At 73.7% G+C, this 20,951-nt stretch carries 16 protein-coding genes and 2 pseudogenes; 7 read left to right on the top strand and 11 right to left on the bottom strand.

Going from position 1 to position 20,951, the window contains the following annotated elements:
• Position 1: 1 nt before the first annotated feature.
• From RBJ77_RS25220 to RBJ77_RS25245, 6 genes are all read right to left on the bottom strand, one after another.
• Positions 2 to 1,633, bottom strand: coding sequence for an amidohydrolase (locus RBJ77_RS25220; RefSeq protein WP_372347133.1), 1,632 nt, complete (start codon positions 1,631 to 1,633; stop codon positions 2 to 4).
• A gap of 6 nt (positions 1,634 to 1,639) precedes the next feature.
• On the bottom strand, positions 1,640 to 3,154 hold the full coding sequence (locus tag RBJ77_RS25225) for a sodium:solute symporter (RefSeq protein WP_372347134.1): 1,515 nt from the start codon (positions 3,152 to 3,154) through the stop codon (positions 1,640 to 1,642).
• Positions 3,151 to 3,396 carry a DUF3311 domain-containing protein gene (locus RBJ77_RS25230; RefSeq protein ID WP_372347135.1) on the bottom strand — a complete coding sequence of 82 codons (246 nt, stop codon included), beginning with the start codon at positions 3,394 to 3,396 and terminating at the stop codon, positions 3,151 to 3,153. The genes RBJ77_RS25225 and RBJ77_RS25230 overlap by 4 nt, the downstream gene beginning before the upstream one ends.
• 77 nt (positions 3,397 to 3,473) lie before the next feature.
• The gene (locus RBJ77_RS25235; protein WP_372347136.1) at positions 3,474 to 4,241 is read right to left on the bottom strand and encodes an SDR family NAD(P)-dependent oxidoreductase; all 768 of its coding nucleotides are present in this window, start codon (positions 4,239 to 4,241) and stop codon (positions 3,474 to 3,476) included.
• A 20-nt stretch (positions 4,242 to 4,261) separates the two neighbouring features.
• The gene (locus RBJ77_RS25240) at positions 4,262 to 5,740 is read right to left on the bottom strand and encodes an aldehyde dehydrogenase family protein (protein WP_372347137.1); all 1,479 of its coding nucleotides are present in this window, start codon (positions 5,738 to 5,740) and stop codon (positions 4,262 to 4,264) included.
• Complete coding sequence (locus RBJ77_RS25245) at positions 5,737 to 6,924, bottom strand: M20 family metallopeptidase (RefSeq protein ID WP_372347138.1); 1,188 nt, start codon at positions 6,922 to 6,924, stop codon at positions 5,737 to 5,739. Before RBJ77_RS25245 ends, RBJ77_RS25240 begins: the two co-directional genes overlap by 4 nt.
• Positions 6,925 to 7,107: 183 nt before the next feature.
• On the opposite strand from RBJ77_RS25245, the gene RBJ77_RS25250 reads away from it, so the two are divergent.
• The gene (locus tag RBJ77_RS25250) at positions 7,108 to 7,869 is read left to right on the top strand and encodes a FadR/GntR family transcriptional regulator (RefSeq protein WP_372347139.1); all 762 of its coding nucleotides are present in this window, start codon (positions 7,108 to 7,110) and stop codon (positions 7,867 to 7,869) included.
• A gap of 538 nt (positions 7,870 to 8,407) precedes the next feature.
• Here the strand turns inward: RBJ77_RS25250 and RBJ77_RS25255 are convergent.
• Positions 8,408 to 8,944: a MarR family winged helix-turn-helix transcriptional regulator gene (locus tag RBJ77_RS25255; RefSeq protein WP_255974193.1), complete on the bottom strand. Its 537-nt coding sequence runs from the start codon at positions 8,942 to 8,944 to the stop codon at positions 8,408 to 8,410.
• 46 nt (positions 8,945 to 8,990) lie between these two features.
• A pseudogene (locus RBJ77_RS25260) lies at positions 8,991 to 9,779 on the bottom strand (FUSC family protein); the annotation flags it as partial.
• Positions 9,780 to 9,921: 142 nt separating this feature from the next.
• On the opposite strand from RBJ77_RS25260, the gene sigK reads away from it, so the two are divergent.
• The 6 genes and pseudogenes from sigK (at position 9,922) to RBJ77_RS25290 (ending at position 17,410) form a co-directional block, all read left to right on the top strand.
• Positions 9,922 to 10,506, top strand: a complete 585-nt coding sequence (gene sigK / locus RBJ77_RS25265; RefSeq protein ID WP_255975534.1) for an ECF RNA polymerase sigma factor SigK — start codon at positions 9,922 to 9,924, stop codon at positions 10,504 to 10,506.
• Positions 10,503 to 11,255 (top strand): anti-sigma factor domain-containing protein, encoded by a 753-nt coding sequence (locus RBJ77_RS25270; RefSeq protein ID WP_372347140.1) that lies wholly within the window; start codon positions 10,503 to 10,505, stop codon positions 11,253 to 11,255. The genes sigK and RBJ77_RS25270 overlap by 4 nt, the downstream gene beginning before the upstream one ends.
• A 280-nt stretch (positions 11,256 to 11,535) precedes the next feature.
• Positions 11,536 to 11,886, top strand: a pseudogene (locus RBJ77_RS25275) (molybdopterin-binding oxidoreductase); the annotation flags it as partial.
• Positions 11,887 to 12,013: 127 nt separating this feature from the next.
• Positions 12,014 to 12,655, top strand: a complete 642-nt coding sequence (locus tag RBJ77_RS25280; protein WP_372347141.1) for a fasciclin domain-containing protein — start codon at positions 12,014 to 12,016, stop codon at positions 12,653 to 12,655.
• 285 nt (positions 12,656 to 12,940) lie between these two features.
• Positions 12,941 to 14,866: an AAA family ATPase gene (locus RBJ77_RS25285; protein ID WP_372347142.1), complete on the top strand. Its 1,926-nt coding sequence runs from the start codon at positions 12,941 to 12,943 to the stop codon at positions 14,864 to 14,866.
• 189 nt (positions 14,867 to 15,055) lie between these two features.
• On the top strand, positions 15,056 to 17,410 hold the full coding sequence (locus RBJ77_RS25290; protein ID WP_372347143.1) for a GH92 family glycosyl hydrolase: 2,355 nt from the start codon (positions 15,056 to 15,058) through the stop codon (positions 17,408 to 17,410).
• A 54-nt stretch (positions 17,411 to 17,464) separates the two neighbouring features.
• On the opposite strand, the gene RBJ77_RS25295 is transcribed toward RBJ77_RS25290, so the two are convergent.
• The 3 genes from RBJ77_RS25295 to RBJ77_RS25305 form a co-directional block, all read right to left on the bottom strand.
• Complete coding sequence (locus RBJ77_RS25295; RefSeq protein ID WP_372347144.1) at positions 17,465 to 18,604, bottom strand: LCP family protein; 1,140 nt, start codon at positions 18,602 to 18,604, stop codon at positions 17,465 to 17,467.
• A 56-nt stretch (positions 18,605 to 18,660) separates the two neighbouring features.
• Positions 18,661 to 19,176 carry a transglycosylase SLT domain-containing protein gene (locus tag RBJ77_RS25300; RefSeq protein WP_372347145.1) on the bottom strand — a complete coding sequence of 172 codons (516 nt, stop codon included), beginning with the start codon at positions 19,174 to 19,176 and terminating at the stop codon, positions 18,661 to 18,663.
• Between the two features lie 446 nt (positions 19,177 to 19,622).
• Positions 19,623 to 20,828 (bottom strand): cysteine desulfurase-like protein, encoded by a 1,206-nt coding sequence (locus tag RBJ77_RS25305; RefSeq protein WP_372347146.1) that lies wholly within the window; start codon positions 20,826 to 20,828, stop codon positions 19,623 to 19,625.
• Positions 20,829 to 20,951 lie beyond the last annotated feature (123 nt).

Below are 20,951 nucleotides of genomic sequence, written 5' to 3' on the forward strand. Positions count from 1 at the left end.
GTCACTCCCCCGTCCCGTGCACGCGCCGGCCGCCGACGTAGGTGGCGCGGACGGGGATGGCGGCGATGCCGAACGGGTCGGTGGTGAGGGGGTTGTCGCCGAGCACGACGAAGTCCGCCAACTGCCCCGCCGCGAGGCGTCCCTTGTGGGTCTCCGTGCCCTCCGCCTCGGCCGAGCCGAGCGTGAAGACGCGCAGCGCCTCGGCGGCGGTGACGGCCTGGGCGGGTCCGGCGGCGATGCCGTCGTCGACGCCGGTGCGGGTGACCATCGACTGGAGGCCGAGCAGCGGCTGGTAGGGGCCGCACGGGTAGTCGGAGGAGCCGGCGACGGTGACGCCGGCGTCGAGGAACGAGCGGTGGGCGAACATCCGGTCCACGCGCTCGGGCCCGTACCAGTCGTTCAGCGCGCCTCCGTGGTAGGCGGCGTAGCCGGCGAACGGCACGGCGATCGCGCCCAGTCGGCGCATCCGGGCGAGGATCCCGTCGTCGACGACGCTGCAGTGCTCGATGCGGTGGCGCAGGCCGGGGCGCGGCAGGTCGCGGGACGCCTCCTCGAACGCGTCGAGGACGAGCCGGATCGCCGCGTCGCCGTTGGCGTGCACGCCGATCCGGTTGCCGTCGCCGTGCACGGTGCGCACGTGCGCGAACAGTTCCTCGGTCGGGGTCGTCTGCAGGCCGTGTCCCCCGTGGTCGGCGAACGGCTCGCTGAGGAGGCAGGTGCGGCCGCCGACGGCGCCGTCGAGGAACGCCTTGACGCCGACGAGCCGCAGCAGATCGTCGCCGAAGCCGCTGCCGACGCCGAGCGCCCGCGCCTTCTCGTAGTGGTCGATGGAGAGCAGCATGCCGACGCGGAGCGTCAACTGGTCCTGGGTGCGGGCGCGTTGGAGCAGGGCGATGTCGTCCGGTGCGATGAGCGCGTCGCACACGGAGGTCAGGCCCGCGGCGTGCCACAGCTCCTGTGCGCGCAGGAGGCCGCGCAGCCGGTCGTCGGCCGTGCTCGGCGGGAGGGCGGTGGCGCCGCGGGCGGTCGCCGGGTAGACGACGTTCATCAGGGCTCGTTCGACGAGCCGGCCGTCGAGCCGCCCGGTGTCGTCGCGGCCGTAGGCGCCGCCGTCCGGGTCGGGGGTGTCCTCGTCGACGCCGAGCGCGCGCAGGGCGGCGGAGTTGGCGACGCCCCAGTGTCCGGCGACGTGCACGACGAGGACGGGGTGGCCGGGTGCGGCATGGTCGAGTGCGGTGCGGGTGACGCGGCCGGTCTTCACGTCGTCGTAGCGGCTGCCGCGCACCCAGGATCCGGCGGGGGCGCGGGCGGCCTCGGCGGCGACGGCGGACAGCAGTCCTCCGGTTCCGGCCACGGCCGCCGCGGACAGGTCGAGGTGGAGCAGGTCCTCGGCCGCGATGGCGAGGTGGATGTGCGCGTCGTTCAGGCCGGGGACCAGGGTCGCGTCGCCGTGGTCGGCCTCGGGGGCGCCGGGGAACCGGTCGCGCAGGGCGGCGACGGTGCCGGTGGCCCGGATCCGGCCGTCGGCGACGGCGAGCATCTCCGGTTCGGGGCGGCCGTCGGCGTGCTGGGCGACGATGTGGGCGGCGCGGTGCAGGACGGGAACGGTCTCGTCGTCGTACGTCACGGGCATGCCGGGTCAGTGCTCCTTCGCCGTCGCGGGGGCGGGCTTGCGGGGTGCGGGGACGGTGGCCGTTCCGGAGGTGGGCGTCGTGAAGGTGACGGCCGCGGTCACGAGGAGGTTCGCGGCGAGCGCGATGATGCCGCCGTTGACGCCGTGGTACGGGTCGTTGTCGCTCGCCCACAGCGTGGTCATCACGGCGAGCCCGACGACCATGCCCGCGGCGGCGGCCCGGGCCGTCATCCGGCGCCAGAACAGGGCGAGCAGCACGACGGGGACGAGCTGGGCCAGTCCCTCGTAGGACAGCACGGACAGTTCGACGAGCGTGTTGGGGTAGAAGAGGCTGCCGCCGAGGGCGACCAGTCCGGCGACCACGCACACGGCCTGGGACAGCCGCTTGGTGCGGACGCCGTCGTCGCCCTCGTCCACGGGGGCGGGCCTGCGCGGGTCGGAGCCGTTGCCGCCGCCGAGGACGGTCCGGCCCCAGAGCGTGCCGATCGACAGCATGAACACGCTCATCGGCACGATCGCGGAGAGCGCTCCGGCGACCCCGATGAGGGCGACGACGGGTGCGGGCAGCGAGTCGGTGACGAGGCTGAAGAGGGCGAGGTCGGGGTTGCCGAGGGTGGGCAGCACGAACAGCGCGGTCGCCCCGACGATCATCGGGATGAACAGGAGCAGCTGGTACCAGGGCAGCAGCAGGGCGTTGCGGCGCAGCGCGTTGGGACTCTTGGCGCTCAGATAGCCGGCGACGGTGGTCGGGAAGATGGTGATGGTGACGGCGTTGAGGACGACGGTGCTCAGGAACCACATCGCGTTGCGGCCGCCGGACTCGTGTCCGGGAAACGTCAGCCACTCGGGCCGCTCGGTGACCATCCTCGTCATGAAGTCGCCGAAGCCGCCCAGGTAGTGCATCGGGATGTAGACGGCGAGGAAGACCACGGCGCCGATGACGAGGACGTCCTTGAGCGCGCTCACCCAGGCCGAGCCGCGCAGTCCCGACACGAGGATGAACACCTCGGCGACGACGAACGAGATGACGGCGGCGACGTGCAGGTCGACGCTCCCGTACGTCATCGCGTTGACGACGACGCCCATGCCCTGAATCTGCACCTGGATGTACGGGACGATGAACACGGTCGCGACGACGGCGACGAGGATTCCCAACGGTCTTGATTTGAACCGGAATTCGGCGATGTCGGCGATGGAGATGAGCCGGTGCCTGGTCGCGTACGTCCACAGCGCGGGGCCGACGACGTAGGCGACGGCGAAGCCGACGGTCAGGTAGGCGACGAGGTAGAGGATCGGGGCGCCGAACGAGTACGACCAGCCGGCCGTGCCGAGGAAGGAGAAACTCGTGTAGGTCTCCCCCGCCATCAGCAGCCAGATGAAGAGCACGCCGAGGCCGCGGCTGGACACGGACCATTCGGCGAGGCCCTTGGAACGGCCGCGGGCGGAGAGCAGGCCGATGCCGATGGTGGCGACCATGGCGAGACCGAAGACGGTCGTCGCGATCGCGGCGGAGCCGTTCACCGGGCGCCTCCTTCGGGAGTCGGGTCGTCGGCCGGGATGGGTTCCTCGGCGCCGGTCCGGTAGGCGGGGTCGAGGCGGGCGGCGAGCCAGATGACGAGCGGGCTGACGACGGTCGCGGCGAGGATCCAGGCGATCAGGAACGGGACGCCGAGGATGCGGGGTTCGATGCGGTTGGCGACGAACGGCGCGGAGCCGTAGAGGAGGACGGGGACGAGCAGCAGCCACAGAGAAGGCCGGGACATGTCGCTCCTTCTGGGGAGGTCTGTGGGCCGGGCGGGAAGCTCGGTCGGGGGCGTGGGGGGTGGGTGGGGCGTGAGGGTTACAGGGCCGGGTCGTAGCGGCCGTCGACCGCGGTCCAGCCGCCGTCGACGGTGAGCACGGTGCCGGTGACGTACGTCGCCGCGTCGGACACCAAGTAGGCGGCGGCACCGGCGAGTTCGTCGGCGCGGGCCCAGCGCTTGAGGGCGGAGGCCTGTGCGTACGCGTCGTACCAGGCGGGGTCGGCGGCGATCTGGTCGGTGAGGGGGGTGCGGACGACGCCGGGCGCGACGGCGTTGAAGCGGACGCCCTGGGGGCCCCATTCGGCGGCCGCGGTGCGCAGCAGCTGGACGAGTCCGGCCTTCGACGCGGCGTACGCGCCCTGGCCGGGCTCCACCTGGAAGGCCCGCATGGACGCGAACCCGACGACGCTGCCGCGGCCGCGTTCGGCCATGCCGGGGGCGACGGCCTGGACGAGGGTGAGGTAGGAGCGCAGGTTGAGGGCGATGACGCGGTCGAACTCGTCGAGGGTGTAGTCGGCGATGCGCTTGCGCACGTTGGCGCCGACGGTGACGACGAGTCCGTCGAGCGGGCCCCAGCCCTCGACGGCGGTGCGGGTGGCGTCGGCGTCCAGGACGTCGAGGGGGCACACGGACCCGGCGCCGGCGAGCCGGACGGTCTCCCCGGCCCCCTTCTCGTCCCGGTCGGCGACGACGACGTCGGCGCCCTGGGCGACGAGCGCGCACACCACTTCGCGGCCGATGCCGCTCGCACCGCCGACGACGGCGACGCGCCGCCCGTCGAGCCTGAACAGACGGGTGTAGTCCATGAGTTGACACCTCGGGCGGGTCAGGGCCGGATGACGGCCATGCGGGTCACGGTCAGCTCGTCGATGGCGAAGCGCGGTCCCTCGCGGCCGATGCCGGAGTCCTTGACGCCGCCGTACGGGGCGATGTCGCTGCGGTAGCCGGGCACGTCGTTGACGACGACGCCGCCCACGTCGAGGGCGTCGATCGCGGCGAGGGCGGTCCGCAGGTCCCTGGTGTGCACGGCGGCGTGCAGGCCGTATCGGCTGGCGTTGACGACGGCGTACGCCGTGTCGAGGTCGGGCACGGTGCGCAGGCACACGACGGGCCCGAACACCTCCTCCGCCCATACGGGTTGGCCGTCGGGGACGTCTTCGAGGACCGTCGGGGCGACGCAGCTCGGCTCGCCGGGCGCGCGCGTCCCGCCGGCCAGGAGCCGCGCCCCGGCCGCCCGCGCCTCGTCGATCCACTTCAGTACGCGGACGGTGGCGGCCTCGTCGATCAGGGCGGAGACCCGGGTGGCGGGGTCGCGCGGGTCCCCGACGGGGACGGACGCGACGCGCGCGAGGATCCTGCGCCTCAGTTCGTCGGCGACGTCCGCGACGGCGACGACGCGCTGCACCGAGATGCAGGCCTGTCCGCTGGCGTAGAGGCCGCCGCGGACCACCGCGTCGGCGGCGGCGTCCAGGTCGGCGTCGGCGGCCACGACGAGCGCGGCGTTCGATCCGAGTTCCAGGACGACCTTGCGGGGCGCGGCGTCCCGGGCGATGGCGTGGCCGACGGCGGCGGAGCCGGTGAAGGAGACGGCGGCGACGTCCGGGTGGGTGGTGAGGGTCCGGCCCACCTCCACGTCGCCGGTGACGAGCTGCACCGCGGCGGCGGGCGCCCCGGCCGCGGCCAGCCGCTCGCGCACCAGGTGGACGAGCCAGAGGGTGGCCAGCGGGGTCGCGGGGGCGGGCTTGAGGACGATCGGGCAGCCCGCCGCGAGGGCGGGGGCGATCTTGTGGGAGGCGAGGAGCACCGGGTAGTTGAACCCGGCGATGCCGACGACGACGCCGACCGGGCGCCGCGTCCAGAACCCGAGCAGCCCTTCGCCGGATTCCTGCGCGTCCAACGGCACGGTCTCGCCCCGCAGTTGCGACACCTCGTCGGCGGCCGCCCGCCAGGTGCCCACGGTCCTTCGCACTTCCACGTCGCAGTCGACGCGCGGCTTGCCGGTCTCCAGGACGAGCAGCTCCGCCATCCGGCCCGCCACCGCGTCCACGGCGTCCGCGACGTCGGCGAGGACCCGGCGGCGCAGATGGGCGGGCAGCGCGGCGACGTCCGAGCGCACACCGACGGCGTGCGCGACGGCGGCCCCGGCCAGGGCGGCGTCCCCGACGGGCGCGTCGGCGACGGTGCCGCCGTCGTAGGGGAAGGTGACGGGGTGGTGGGCGGCGACGGGCAGCCAGCCGGGGCCGACGGGCAGCCCGTCCGGCACCTCGGGCGCGGTCCGGGCCGCGGCCGGCTGGGCCCGCGTCACCACGCACCGCCGGTCAGGAAGGCACGGGCGGCGGCCGCGTAGACGCGGGCGTACTCGCCGATCTCGCGGACCTCCACGAACTCGTCCTTCTGGTGGGCGATCCACTTGCCGCCCGGCCCGTAGACGACCGTGGGCAGGCCCGCGTCGCGGGTGAGGATGGTGCCGTCCGTGGTGCCCGGTACGGCGCCGAACGGCGGGGCCTCGCCGTGCACTTGGGTATGGGCGCCGACCAGGGCGGTGACGACCGGGTGGTCCGCGGGGATCTCGATGGCGGGCCGGTCGTCGACGACGGTGACCGTGACGCCCACGCCGACCGTCGCCGCCGCGCGGCGCGCCGACTCCTCGATGCGGGCGATGAGTTCGGGGTGGTCGGTGCCCGGGACGGTGCGCACGTCGACGCCGACCACGGCGTGCGCGGGGATGACGTTCAGCTGGTCGGGGTCGCCGCCGAGCAGCACGGTCGGGGTGACCGTGACCCGGCCCGCGTGCGGATGCGTGCCGTACCGCTCGTGCGCCCACGTCTGCGCGGTGTCGAGCGCGGTGACGACGCGTGCGCCGGCGACGATGGGGCTGCGCCCCTCCTGCGGCATCGCTCCGTGGGCCATCACGCCGTGTAGATCGAGCCGGAGCCGGATGCCGCCCCGCGCCGAGGTGCACACCTCGTAGCCCTCCGGCTCGCAGACGATCACTCCGTCCACCTCACGGGCGAGCGGGGACGCCGCGAACGCCTTGGCGCCGAGCATCAGCCCTTCCTCGTCGCACAGCACGCCGACGACGATCCGGCCGGGGAACGGGCCGGCCAGCTGCAGCGCCCGGACTCCGTGGATCATGGCCGCCACACCGGACTTCATGTCGGCGGCGCCGCGGCCCCACAGCTTCCCGTCGCGGATCTCGCCGCCGTACGGGTCGACGGTCCAGTCCCCGGGGTCGCCCTCGGTCACGACGTCGACGTGCCCCTCGAACATCAGGGTGGGACCCGGCCCTCCCCCGCCCTCCACCACGGCGACGGTGTTGGGGCGGCCCGGCGCGACCTCGGTCACCTCGTAGGGCCACCCGAAGTCGTCGAAGAGCCGCCGCACGAGGTCAGCGGCGGGCTGTTCGACCTCAACGGCGCCCGTGGCGTTGACCGTTCGCAGTCTGACCAGGTCACGGGTCAGGGCGACGGCGGCGTCGGCATCGACCACGGGCTCGGTCGTCGACGGATGTGCACCGGCATGCATAGAACCTCCAACTCGACCGCCCACCAGGCCAGTCGACTGGTCAGACCAGGTGAATTCCCGTACTGTGCCCACACGTTCGAGCCGAGGTCAATGGTCCGATCATGGATTCACCGCGCGGTGACGCGCCGGCCTTACCCGGAGAGGCACATGACATCCGACGACGTTCTCTTCCGACCGGTGCAGCCGGTCCGCGCGTATCAGCGGGTCGCGGAGCAGATAGAGGAGCGCATCCTCAACGGGGACCTGCCGCCCGGCTCCCGGCTGCCCGCCGAGCGTGATCTCGTCACCCGGTTCGGGGTGGGCCGCTCCACGGTCCGGGAGGCGCTGCGGGTGCTGCAGTCGGCGGGCCTGATCCGGTCGCGGCCCGGCGATCCGCTGGGCGCGGAGGTGCTGGGCGTGTCGCCGGACAACCTGAGCCAGGCGCTCGGCCGGCTGACCCGCTCGCGCGTCGCGAGCCTCGGTGAGCTGGTGCAGTTCCGCATGGTGCTGGACGCCGAGAGCAACCGGCTCGCCGCGCGGTTGCACACGGCGGAGGACCTCGCGCGGATGCAGCAGGAGATCGACCGGATGGCGGCGCTCGGACCCGCCGAGCTGCACGCCTTCAGCGAGGCCGACGCCCGCTTCCACCAGGCGGTCGCCGAGGCCAGCGGCAACTCGTTGCTGGCGTTGTGCGCCCGCGCGGTGCACGAGGCGGTGGTCGCGGTCATCGAGAAGAAGATCGCGGGGGCGGCGGACGCGGCGGGGTGGATGGCGCGGTCGATCGAGCATCACCGTGCGGTGCTGGGGGCTGTCCGCTCGGGGGACGCGGAAGCGGCCTGCCGGCTGGGGCGGGAGGCGTTGTTCGCGTACTACGCGGATCTTGTGGAGCCGGAGGCGCGGCGGCTGTTGGAGGCGTCGGTGGAACCGTGAGCTCCGCTCCGCGGGGGGTGCGGATCGGCGTGTGCCGGGTGGGTGTGGGTTGTCGCGTGCGGGTTCGTCGTGGCTGGGCGCGCAGTTCCCCGCGCCCCTTTGGTGACCGTTGGCTGGGCCTTGCTGGAGCGTGCGGCGGAAGCGGGTTGGGAGGCCGGGTGCGGGTTCGTCGTGGCTGGGCGCGCAGTTCCCCGCGCCCCCTTGGTGACCGTTGGCTGGGCCTTGCTGGAGCGTGCGGCGGAAGCGGGTTCGGGATGCCGAGTGCGGGTTTGTGTGTGGCTGGTCGCGCAGTTCCCCGCGCCCCTTTGGTGACCGTTGGCTGGGCCTTGCTGGAGCATGCGGCGGAAGCGGGTTCGGGAGGCCGGGTGCGGGTTCGTCGTGGCTGGGCGCGCAGTTCCCCGCGCCCCTGTCGGGGCCGTTGGCGGGGTCCTATGGGAGCGTGCGCTGCATCGGGGCTCGCGGGTTCCCGGGTGCGGGTTTGTGTGTGGCTAGGCGCGCTGTTCCCCGCGCGCCTGTCGGGGCCGTGCCCGTGAGGGGGTCAGGCTCTGGGGCCGCCCAGTCGGCCCTCCAGCTGGGAGAGCAAGTCGCCCAGCAGGGCGCTGAGTTCGGCGTCTCGGCCGTTCGTGAGGCCCGAGAGGACCGATGTCTCGTACGCCAGCTGGCTCGGCAGCAGGTCGTCGACGAGGGCGCGGCCCTCGTCCGTGAGGCTCAGATGGGACACGCGGCGGTCGCGGGTGTCGCCGCGCCGCGCGACCAGGCCCCGCTCCTGGAGCTGCTTGAGCCGCTTGGTGACGGCCGCGCCGGAGGCGAACGTCTCGCGGGCCAGGTCGCCGGGGGTCAGCTCGCGCCCGGTCCGCCGCAACGTGCCCAGCAGGTCGAACTCGGGCCGGGTCAGTCCGGCGTGCCGCAGCGGCGCGTCCTCGGCCTGCTGGAGCAGCGCGGCGCACCGGTTGATCCGCCCGATGATCTCCATCGGACCGGTGTCGATGTCGGGCCGTACGGTCTGCCACTGCCGTACGACGGACGACACGGTGTCGAGCGGCCGCGCTGCCGCCCCGCCTTGCTGCGTGCTCATCCCTGCCTGACCGGCCCTTCCTCGCCGAGGTCGCCCGCCGGGGCGACTAGCCTCGGGCGCCGCTCCGGTCGCCCGTCCTCTCCCCAGTCTCGCCGACGCCCGCCTGACGTCGCACCGTGGCCGCGAGCGTACGGTGTCCGGCCTGCTCGGCCGCGAGGACCCGGTCCTCCGGCAGGGCCCGCTGCCACCACTCGCCGGCCGCGGTGTCGGCGGCGGCCCGCAGCTCCACGAGGGACCCGGCCAGCCGGCGCCCGGCGGTCTCCAGTGCCGCGGGCCCCGGCGCGGGCAGGGCGAGGACCCGGCCTGCCGCCTCCCGCGCGCAGTCGCACGCGGCGAGGGCCCGCTCGATGTGGTCGGCGGCGCGCCGGTTGGTGACGGCGACCGCGGCCAGGATCCCGACGAGCGCGCCGACGAGGGTGTCGACGATCCGGTCGGTGATCAGTTCGCCGGGCTCCTGGAACCGGGCGAACTCGGTGACGAGGAGCGCCATCGGCGTCACGCACAGGCTGCCGAGCCAGTAGTTGCGGGTGATGAGGGCCTCGGCGCCGAAGCTGAAGGCGAGGACGCAGACGATGAGGGCGGCGTGGCCGGTGTGCGCGAACGGGACGACGGCGGCGAAGACGAGCACCCCGGCCAGGTTCCCGACGACGCGCTGGACGCCGCGGCTCCAGGTCAGGGTGACGTTGGCCTGGTAGAGCGAGGCGGCGGTGACCAGCGCCCAGTAGGGGCGTCCGACACCGAGGGCGAGCGAGGCGTATCCGGCCAGCGCGCAGCCGACGAACGTGCGCAGGGCGACCGGCAGCAGCGGCGACCCCGGGCCGAGCCGCCGCCACAGCGACGGGACCGCGTGACACACCCCTCCGCCGTGCGGCGCGGGCCGGTTCCTCCGATCGACCCATCCGTGGAGCCCGCGGCTCCGTATTACCCGCGCACCCCCGACCGTCCGGGTGCGCCCGCAGAGCCTGGAGGTCCCGAACGTGAAGGAAGCCGTCCGCATCGGTCCCGCGCCTGGAGCCGGGCCCAGCCTGGAAGAGCTCATGGCCGATGTGGCGAAGGGGGACAAGGAGGCGTTCGCCTCGGTGTACGACGCCGTGGCGGGCTCCGTCCTGGGGGTGGTGCGCGGCGTCCTGCGGGACCGGGCGCAGTCGGAGGAGGTGGCGCAGGAGGTGCTCGTCGAGGTGTGGGGCAACGCGGCCCGCTACCGCACCGACCGCGGCACGGCCATCAACTGGGTGCTCACGCTCGCCCACCGGCGCGCGATCGACCGGGTCCGCTCGGTGGAGGCCGCCGCTGCGCGGGACCACCGGGCCGCGCTCCTGGCCCGGACCCCGGAGTTCGACGAGGTGACCGAGGAAGTGGAGACGCGTCTCGAACGCGAACAGCTGCGCCGCTGTCTGCGCACGCTCACCGAACTGCAGCGGCAGTCCGTCTCGTTGGCCTACTACCGCGGTCTGACCTACAGCGAGGTCGCCGAACTGCTGTCGGTGCCGCTGGGCACGATCAAGACGCGGCTGCGTGACGGTCTGATCCGGCTCCGGGACTGTCTGGGGGTCGGCGCATGACCGCCGTGGATCTGCACACGCTGACCGGGGCGTACGCCCTGCACGCGCTCGGGCCCGCCGAGCAGGCAGAGTTCGAGCGCCACCTCGCCGCGTGCGAGGCCTGTACGCAGGAGGTCCGCGAACTGTCCGCCACGGCGGCCCGGCTCGGGCTCGCCCTGACGGTGGTGCCGCCCGACGGCTTCAAGGAGTCGGTGCTGCGCCGGATCGACGGCGTGCGCCAGGCGCCGCCGAGCACGTCGTCGGACGCTGCCGGGGCCGGTGCGCCCCGGCGCGCGCGGCGGGTGCCGCGGTGGGCGCTGGCCGCCTGTGTCGCGGCGGTGGCCGGGCTCGGCGCGACCACGGTGTGGCAGTACGTGGAGGCGCGGGACGCACGGCAGGAGGCCCGCCGGGCGCAGGAGGCCACGGACCAGGTGGCCGATGTCCTCGCGGCCCCGGACGCCAAGGCGCGCACCGCCCGGCTCACGGACGGGGCGAGCGGCACCGTCGTCGTCTCCGAGAGCCGCGACCGGGCCGTGTTCGTGGCCGCTTCGATGGCGGAGCCGCCGAGCGGCAAGGTCTACCAGCTGTGGTTCGACGAGGACGGCACGATGCGTCCCGCCGGGCTGATGGACCCGCACCGCACGGCGCAGACCGTTCTCCTGGAGGGCGCGGTGGGCGACGCGTCCGGCATGGGCATCACGGTCGAGCCGGCGGGCGGGTCGGCGCACCCGACGTCGGCGCCGGTGGCCCTGATGCGCCTGCCCGCCTGACCGGTCTCCCCGCCCCGCGCTCAGCGGGGCGGGCTGTCGCGCCGGGCGGGCGCGGGAAGAAGCCGCTGGTGCGGGCGGCGTACGCGGCGTATCCGGACCGGTCCGCCATGTGCCGCTCCAGCAGCGGCTTCCCGTTCCGGGCGAGCTGATGGTCCCCGACGGCCTCGAAACAGAGACCGACGCCCCACCCCACCACCCCCGCGACGCGGTGCGGCCGGTCGTCGGCCGCGACCACGTCATGGGTGAGCGCGTGTCCGCCCAGCCGGTCGTCGGCCTCGGGGCGCGGCGCGCGCCGGTCAAGACGGCGTCGAGGATCGACACACCCAGGCCGTTCGCCCGCCCCGGGGCCGGCACCGCCATGGTCGCCGGGGTCGCCTGGGCGCAGCACCGCGGCATCGACAAGGTCGAGGTCCGCGTCGACGACGGGCCCTGGCAGGAGACGCGCCTCGCCGCCGAGGACACGGCGGACACCTGGCGCCAGTGGTCGTACGCCTGGCAGGCCCGCAAGGGCGGACACACGCTGACCGTACGGGCCACCGACCGGACCGGCGAGACGCAGACCGAGGAGCGCGCGCCCACCCTCCCCGACGGCGCCTCCGGCTGGCACTCCGTCGTCGTGACCGTCAACTGACCGTGCCGCCTTCCCGGATCCGGCCGTCACTCGTCCGGGCGACGCACCAATCCGCGTAGGGATCAGTTCCGGATTCCCCGTGACGCAAGGCAGACGCCTTCGTCAACGCCCTCGTCGAGGAGTTGTCATGCAGACCCGAATCCGTCGCTACGCCATCGCCGTCACCGTCAGCGCCATGCTGCCCCTGACTCTGACGGCGTGCTCGGACAGCGACTCCAAGGACAAGGCGTCCGGCACCGCGACCGCCGCCTCCGCCGAGCCGTCGGACATGGGCAGTCCGTCCGGCGGCATGAACGAGCCGTTCGGCCCGGCCTGTTCGTCCGTGCCCAAGGACGGCGCGGGTTCCTTCGACGGCATGGCCAAGGACCCCGTGGCCACGGCCGCGTCGAACAATCCCGACCTGTCCACGCTCGTGACGGCCGTCAAGAAGGCCGGGCTCGTCGACACCCTCAACAACGCAGAGAACATCACGGTGTTCGCGCCGACCAACGACGCCTTCGCCAAGATCCCGAAGGCGGATCTGGACAAGGTCCTCAACGACAAGGCCCAGCTCACCAAGATCCTGACGTACCACGTCGTGGGTCAGAAGCTGGCGCCCACGGACCTGGGCAACGGCTCCTTCGAGACCCTGGAGAAGTCGAAGCTCACCACCTCGGGCTCCGGCGAGTCCTACAAGGTCAACGACACGGCCAAGGTGGTCTGCGGCAACGTGAAGACCGCCAACGCCAACGTCTACATCATCGACACGGTCCTCATGCCCAAGAGCTGACGGCACGCGTTCACCGTCTTGTCGGCCGTCATCGCCCGCTCGCCGAACCGTGTTTCAGCGAGAGGGAGTTGACGGCCGGCGGGGGCCGCTGTCCGGCCCGATGCCGCAGCGTCCGCCCGGCCGGTCGCCCGCGAACCGTTACCACGGCCGCGCCTCCGCCGTTTGATTTCGTGGTTCTTCCCTCTGCAGGAACGTTCCGGCACCGACCATGGCCGGGCCGGTTCCCACAGCGGGACCCGGCGGCGACGTTGATGCGAGGCGAGCAGGACAGTGACGGATCGGCTGATGGGCAGGCTCCCCGGCCCCCGGGCGGCGCAGGACGAGGCGCCCAGCAGGCTGGTGGGGCGGGAGGAGGAGCTGCGCCGGGTCCGCCGACTGCTGCGCTCGCACAGCCTCGTGACGCTCGCCGGGCCGGCCGGGTCGGGCAAGAGCGCGCTGGCCGCCGAAGCGGCCGAACGCTTCGACGCCGAGGTCGTCCGGGTCCGCTGGTGGGACTCCGCCGCACCGACGGCACACGGCGTCCGCGCCATCGCGCAGGCGGTGCTCGCCCACCACGCCCCCGCCGACGCCGACGCGCCGGACCACGCGGAGCGCATGCTGTTGCTCCTCGACGACGCCGATCCGGTGCGCGAGGAGTGCATCGACATGGTGCAGCGGCTCGTCGCACAGTGCCCCGGGCTACGGGTGCTGGTGACGTCCCGGCAGCCGCTGGGCCTGGGGGCCGAACGCGTCGTGCGCCTGGGCCCGTTGGCCCTGCACGCGGCCGACGGGCACTCCCCCGGTCCTGCGGTGCGCCTGTTCCGCAGCCGGCTCGACCGACGCACCGCCAGCACCCTCGCCCCCGACGACGCGGGGCTCGTCGTCGACGTGTGCCGACGCACCGGACGCACGCCCCTGGCCCTCGAACTCGCCGCCCGCCAGGCGCGGGGACGGTCGCTCGGGGAACTGAGCGACCTGCTGGCGGGCGGCGACGGCTGGCTCAGCGACCCCCGGCACACCGGCCTCCACCGGCACCGCTCCCTGCACGCGGCGGCCGGTGCCACCTACCCGCTGCTGGACCGCCGCGAGCGCGTCGTGTGGGCCAGGGCGAGCCTGTTCACCGGGGACTTCGACGAGGCGGCCGCCACGTTCGTGTGCCAGGGCCCCGACCTGCCGGCCGACCTGGTGCCCGCCGCGCTGTCCCGGCTGGCGGCCGCGACCGTCCTCGACGTGGTCGACGACCCGGGCGGCGTCGTCCCCGCCCGCTACCGGATGCCCGCCGCCTCCCGCAGCGTCGGCAACGCCGTGCTGCGCGCGGCCGCCGAGTGGCCGGCCGCCGCCGACCGCCACTTCACCTGGCAGTGCCTGCTCGCCGACGAGGCCGGCGACCTGTGGCGGCACGGCCACCAGACCCTCGCCCTCGACCAACTGCGCGCCGGCGCAACGGACATCGCGGCCGCGCTCGCCCGCAGCACCGCCCACCCGGGGCGCACCGCGGACGCGCTGGGTCTGATGGTCGACCTGTGGTTCTGGTGGGGCGTCTGCGGCCGGGCCGCCGAGGGCTACGCCACGCTGCGGAGCCTGCTGCGGGCCGCCCGCCGGGAGGAGGTGCCGGTGCCCGCCGTCGCCCTGTGGCTGGCCGGATGGCTCGCCGCCCGGCTCGGCCGCCCCGAGGCACCACTGCTGCTGGGTGACGCCGCCGACGCCGCGCTGGCCGACAACGACCTGGGGCTGCTCGGCCAGATCTCGGAAGCCCTCGCCGTCCACGCGGCGTTCTGCGGCGACCGGGACCGGGCCGTCGGCCACCTCCAGGAAGCCGTCCTGCTCTCCCCCGAGCGGCCGATGCACGGACCGCCGGCCGCCGTCAGCCAGGCCGTTCTCGCCTGCAACGAGGCCCGCACCTCACCCGGCCGCGCCCGGGCCGGCCTGCGCAGGGCACTGAGCCACCCGTCCGCGCGCGACGACCTCTGGGTGCGCTGCACGACCGGGTACGCCCTGGCGTTCCTGGACCACGTACAGGGCCGCAAGTCCAAGGCCTGGCGCCGGGCGCACCGGGTCCTCGCGGACGCCGTCGCGCTCGACGCGCCGATCGGCATCGCCCTCGCCCGCGGCCTCATCCACCAACTCGCCACCGGCACGGGGCCGTCGACCCTGCCGTCCGCCGGGAATCTGCACGGCCCCGCCGCCCCCGGCCACCACGCGTCCGCGCCGCCGGCGCCGCACTTCGGCTGACTTCCGAGCCACGTCCGCATGACGTCCGGCTGGCAGTTCCGGCCCGGGCGTCCGGGCCGGGCCGCTCGGGATCCCCGCGGTCCGGCCGGATCAACGGACCGCCGGCAGAGGTGCATTGACGGATCATGGTCCGGAGAGAAAGGATCAGCGGGCACGGAGTTGACAACGTTGTCGCACGAGAGGATCACGATGAGAGCGCTGAAACGCGTCTTCACCGCCTTGTTGACCGTCACCACCCTGGCCGCGGCCACCACCGGTGTCGCGAACGCCGCACCCGGGGGACCCCGGTTCGCCGCCGACCCGACCACGCTGGTCGACACCTCGGTCGGCAACAACGGTGACGGCACCACCTTCCCCGGCGCGGCAGCTCCGTTCGGCATGGTCCAGTTGAGCCCCGACACCCAGCTCAACAAGTACGCCTCGTACGACTACGCGCAGGACACCATCCTCGGCTTCAGCCACACGCACCTGTCGGGCGTCGGCTGCCAGACGATGGGCAACATCCGGTTCATGCCGACGACCGGCGCGGTCACCTCGTCCGATCCGGCGCAGTACCGCGCCAAGTTCAGCCATGACAACGAGACGCGCTCGCCCGGCTATTACGGCGTGACGCTCGACAACGGCATCCAGGCCGAGCTCTCGGCGACCCGGCGGACCGGCCAGCACCGCTACACCTACCCCGCCGGTTCGGGCTCCGAGAACGTGCTCATAGAAGCCGGCGAGAGCAACGGCAGCACGTACGCGGGCGACATCAAGGTCGTCGGGGACGACACCGTGGAGGGCTGGGTCCAGGGCGGCAACTTCTGCGGCGAGACGGGCAAGGAGCGCTACCCCGTCTTCTTCAGCGCCAAGTTCGACCGGACGTTCTCGTCGTTCGGCACCTGGAGCGACGGCACCCTGACCGCCGGGCAGCGCGAGGCGTCGCGCGGCACGAAGCGGGCCGGTGCCTGGCTGACCTTCGACCAGGACGGCGGCCGGCAGGTCGGTTCGTCGGTGGGCCTGTCGTACACCTCGGTCGACGGTGCGCGGCTGAACCGCAAGGCCGAGCAGCCGAAGTCGTTCGGCGCCGCCCGCAGCGACGCGCACGACTCCTGGCAGGACGAGCTCAACCGGATGCGGGTGGCCGGCGGCAGCCGCGCCGACCAGCGCACGTACTACACCGCGCTCTACCACTCGCTGCTGCACCCCTCGATCGGGTCCGACGTCGACCGCCGCTACCGGGGCTTCGACGACAAGGTGCACCGCGCGGACTCGACGTACTACCAGATGTTCTCCCTGTGGGACACGTACCGCTCGCAGAACCAGCTGGTGGCCCTGCTGCACCCCGACAAGGCCGCCGACATGGCCAAGTCGGTGCTGCGGATCTACCAGGACGGCGGCTGGCTGCCGCGCTGGGGGCTCGGCGGCGGTGAGACGAACGTGATGAGCGGCGACCCCGTCACCCCGTGGGTCGTCGACCTCTACAACCGCGGTCTGCTCGACGACCGCACCGCGCGCGGCCTGTTCGACGCGCTCTGGAAGAACGCCAACGAGGTCCCCGCTGACCAGTCGCTCTTCCGCGGCCGCGACGGCAACCCGACGTACGTGAAGAACGGCTGGGTCGGCTACCAGAACCTGCCGGGCTACAAGTTCGGCGACAGCCGCCAGGCGGGCTCGGCGACACTCGAGTACGCGCTCGCCGACTGCGCGCTGTCCACGATGGCCGACGGCCTCGGCCACCGGGACGAGGCGGCGGTGCTGGCCTCGCGGTGCGGCAACTTCGCCAAGCTGTGGGACTCCGGCGTCACTTCGCAGGGCTTCACCGGCTTCCCCGTCACGCGGAACGCCGACGGCAGCGTCGCCGGTGACCCCGACCCCACCCAGTCCGGCGCGTTCCACGAGGGCACGGCCTGGCAGTACCAGTGGCTCGCCCAGCAGGACCCGAAGGCGCTCTTCGACCTGATGGGCGGTCAGAAGAGTGCCGAGCAGCGGCTCGACAAGTTCTTCGACCTGCCGACCGTGCTCACCGACCCGGCCAAGGCCGCGTCCGAGTCGTGGGTGACCGGCGCCTACGACTACCACAACAACTTCGCGTTCAACCCGAACAACGAGCCCGACTTCCACGCCCCGTGGATGTACACCTGGACCGGCGCTCCGTGGAAGACCTCCGCGGTGCTGCGCGCCATGCGCACGCTGTTCACCGACGACGCGTACGGCATGCCCGGCAACGACGACCTCGGCGCCACCTCGTCGCTGCTCGTCTTCGCCATGGCGGGCGTCTTCGAGGCGCAGCCCGGGTCCGCGAACTACATCGTCACGGCGCCCATGTTCGAGAAGGTCGAGATCCGGCCCGAGCACGGCCGCACGGTCACCGTCGAAGCACCGGGCGCCGACGCGTCGAAGCAGCAGTACGTGTCGTCCGTGCACACCCGCGCGGGCGCGCTGCACCGCAGCTGGCTGTCCCACGAGGACCTGCTGCGCGCCGGCACGATCAAGGTCGCGCTGTCCGGTACGCCGACGGACTGGGGCGTGAACGCGGCCCCGCCCGCGCTGGCCCGGCGCTGAGTTCGCCGGTGCGGCCCCTCTCGCACGAGAGGGGCCGCACCCTTGTGTCAGGTGTCAGGTGCCGGAGACGACCGGGGAGTCGGTCCTGTCGGCGACCGAGCCGTGGGTCGCCGTCTTCGGGACGGGCCGGTCGTGGCGCAGGGCCGTCCACACGCGGTGCGACGCCTTGTCGAGGGGCAGGACGCGGCCCGCGTCCTGCGCGTCGTAGGTGACCGGCATCGTGACCATGGTGGTGCGGTCGGGGCTGATGCCCTTCAGGTCCTTGGCGAGTCCGAGCAGCTTGTCCGCGGACGCCAGCTCGGAGTCGGCGCTGATGCTCTTGGTCGCCGTGTCGGCCAGCGCGTAGGACTTGGCCGGGCTGCCGAGCGGGTCGACGGTGTCGGCCCGGTGGATGAGGGCCTTCACGAACGCCTGCTGGAGCTGGATGCGGCCCAGGTCGCTGCCGTCGCCGACGCCGTGCCGGGTCCGTACGAGCGCCAGGGCGTCCTCGCCCTTGAGGCGGTGCTTTCCGGCGTCCAGGGAGAGACCGCTGTTGGGGTCCCGGATGGCGCTGCGGGTGCTGATGTCGACGCCGCCGAGCTCGTCGATGAGCTTCTGGAATCCCTTGAAGTCGACTTCGAGGTAGTGGTCCATGCGCAGGCCGGACATCGCCTCGACCGTCTTCACGGTGCAGGCGGGACCGCCCAGCGAGTAGGACGAGTTGAACATGGCCTGGTGCGCGGCCGGTACGGTGCCGCCGCCGTGCTGCGTCGTGCAGCTGGGGCGCTCGACCATGGTGTCGCGCGGGATGCTGACGACCGACGCCTTCTTGTGGGTCTTGTCGACGTGCAGGACCATCGCCGTGTCGGCGCGGGCGCCGAGGACGTCGCTGCCGTACCGGCCGTGGGTGCCCGCCCGGGAGTCGGAGCCGAGCAGCAGGATGTTCATGGCGCCGCCGCGCTGGGCGCTGGGCCGGTCGTCGCCGAGGGCGGCGTTGACGTCCGTGCCCTTGATGTTGCCGTTGAGGTGCTGCCAGGCGTAGGCCACGCCTCCGCCGCCGACCAGGGCCACGCCCAGGGTGCCCCAGGCGATCCAGCGCAGGGCGCTCTTGCGCCTCCTGTGCCGGGAGCGGCGCAGTCGCGCGGGCCCGTAGGCGGGTGCCGCGGGCTGTTCGGCCGGGTGCGGGTCGTGTGCGTTCCCGCTCTCGTACGGCATGTCCTGCCCTTCTTCGGTGGCCGGTGACCTGTGGCTCGCGGCGTGCGGCCGGTGGCTCAGTACGCGGAGTCGACGTTGTCGATCGAGCCGTAGCGGTCGGCGGCGTAGTTGGCGGCCGCGGTGATGTTGGCGACGGGGTCGGTCAGCTCGTTCGCGGTGCCGGAGACGTGGTAGGCGTCGAAGGTGGGCTGGATCACCTGGAGCAGGCCCTTGGACGGGGTGCCGTTCTGCGCGTTCACGTCCCAGCCGTTCTGGGCGTTCGGGTTGCCGGACGACTCGCGCATGATGTTGCGGTAGAGGCCGTCGTACGTGCCGGGGATGCCCTTGGCCTTCATGATGTCGAGCGACTCGCGGATCCAGCCGTCGAGGTTGTCGGCGTAGGTCTTGGCGGGCGCGGCGGCGGCTGCCTGGGCCGGCCGGGCGCCGGCGGCGGCGGGCTCGGCGGCCTGCGCGGAGGTGGGGACCAGGGTCAGCGCCATGGCGGCGGCGCCCGCCGCGGCGACGCCGGCGGCGGAGATCCTGCTGAACCGGGTGGTGCGGCCGGCGCGCGGCAGCGTCTGGGTGATGGCCATGCTGGCTCACTCTCCAAAGGGGGGTGGGATGCGGGGCGAGCCGGGGCCGGTCGCTCGGAACATCAGCCAGGGTTAGCCGTGCCGGGTGTCGGGACGCAAAGGTGTGACGTACTACCCGGGTACGCAGAGGCGCCGGTCGGGGCGCTGCCCCGGCGGTCTCACCGCGGTCTCTCCGGGCCGGCGGGTCTACTACCGCCGTTCGCATGTGCCGTGGCTCATATGGGTGGGCTCACAGGCTGGGGGGTCGCGGGGCGCGTCCGGCGGTGGTGCCGGTGGTCGTCCGGTGCGGGTGCGCGGGAGGGGGTCGCGGGCGCCGGCCGGGCCGACGATGGCGGCGGCGTCGAGCGGGCGTCCCACGGGCACGACGTCGCGGCGGCGGGGTGGGGACGGCGGGGCGGTGCGGCTGTCGGCGGGCGCCTTTCCGCAGCCGCCCCTGCGTCATGCGGTCAGTGGCGGTCGAGCGTCGCCAGGGCCGCGTGCAGGCGGTCGACGTCCTCCTCGTCGCTGTAGGGCGCCAGTCCCACCCGTACGCCGCCCTCCGCTCCCAGACCGAGGCGGTCCGCGGCGAGTGCGGCGTAGAAGGAACCGGCGGGGGCGTCGACGCCGTGCGCGGCCAGGTGTCGGGAGACGTCCGCGGGGCGGTGGCCCGCGACGGTGAACAGCTGGAGCGGGGACGGGGACATGGCGCGGCCGTGCACCGTGATCCCGTCGAGGGCGGCGAGGCCGTCCTCCAGCCGCTTGGCCAGGGCGTGTTCGTGCGCCTCCAGCGCGGCGAACGAGGCGGTCAGCCGCTCGCGGCGACTGCCCTTCGCGTCCGGGTCGAGGCCCGCGAGGAAGTCCACGGCGGCGTGCGCCCCGGCCAGCAACTCGTAGGGCAGGGTGCCCAGTTCGAAGCGCTCGGGCACGGCGTCGCTGGAGGGCAGGAGCTTGTCGGGGCGCAGCGACTCCAGCACCTCGGCGCGGCCGGTCAGCACGCCCAGGTGGGGGCCGAGGAACTTGTACGGGGAGCAGACGAGGGTGTCGGCGCCGAAGGCGTCCAGGTCCACCAGCGCGTGGGAGGCGTATCCCACGGCGTCGACGTGGAAGTGCGCGCCCGCCTCGTGGGCCAGGGCGGCGATCGCCGGCAGGTCGGGGCGGACACCGGTGAGGTTGGAGGACGCGGTGACGGCGACCAGGCGGGTACGGGCGGACAGGTGCGCCGCGATGTGCTCGGGGCGCAGCGCGCCCGTGGCCGCGTCGAACTCGGCCCACCGCACGGTCGCGCCGGCCGCCTCGGCGGCCTGGACCCAGGGCCGGATGTTGGAGTCGTGGTCGAGCGTGCTGACGACGACCTCGTCGCCGGGGCGCCAGGCCCTGGCCAGGGTCCGGGACAGGTCGTAGGCGAGCTGGGTCGCGCTGCGGCCGAAGACGACGGTGCCGGGCGTCGTGCCGAGGAAGTCGGCGAGGGCCGCGCGGGCCCCGCTCACGACGCGCTCCGCGTTGCGCTCGCCCTCGGTGGTCCCGCCGCGGTTCGCCAGCGGGCCGGTCAGGGTCGCGACGACGGCGTCGATGACCGGTTGCGGGGTCTGGGTGCCGCCGGGCGAGTCGAAGCGGGCGGAGCCGGAGGTGAGGGCGGGGATCCGTGCGCGGATCGCGGCGACGTCGAAGGGCATGACTCGACTCCTGGCTCGGGGGCGCGGTGGGGCGCCGGGCAGGCGCACGGGTGGCGCCTGCCCGGAGCGGTCCGGTTCAGCCGAACTCTCGCACGAGGCCGTACAGAAAGTCCCGCTGCCCCC

The organism is Streptomyces sp. KL116D (assembly GCF_030766975.1).
Classification (GTDB): domain Bacteria; phylum Actinomycetota; class Actinomycetes; order Streptomycetales; family Streptomycetaceae; genus Streptomyces; species Streptomyces longispororuber_A.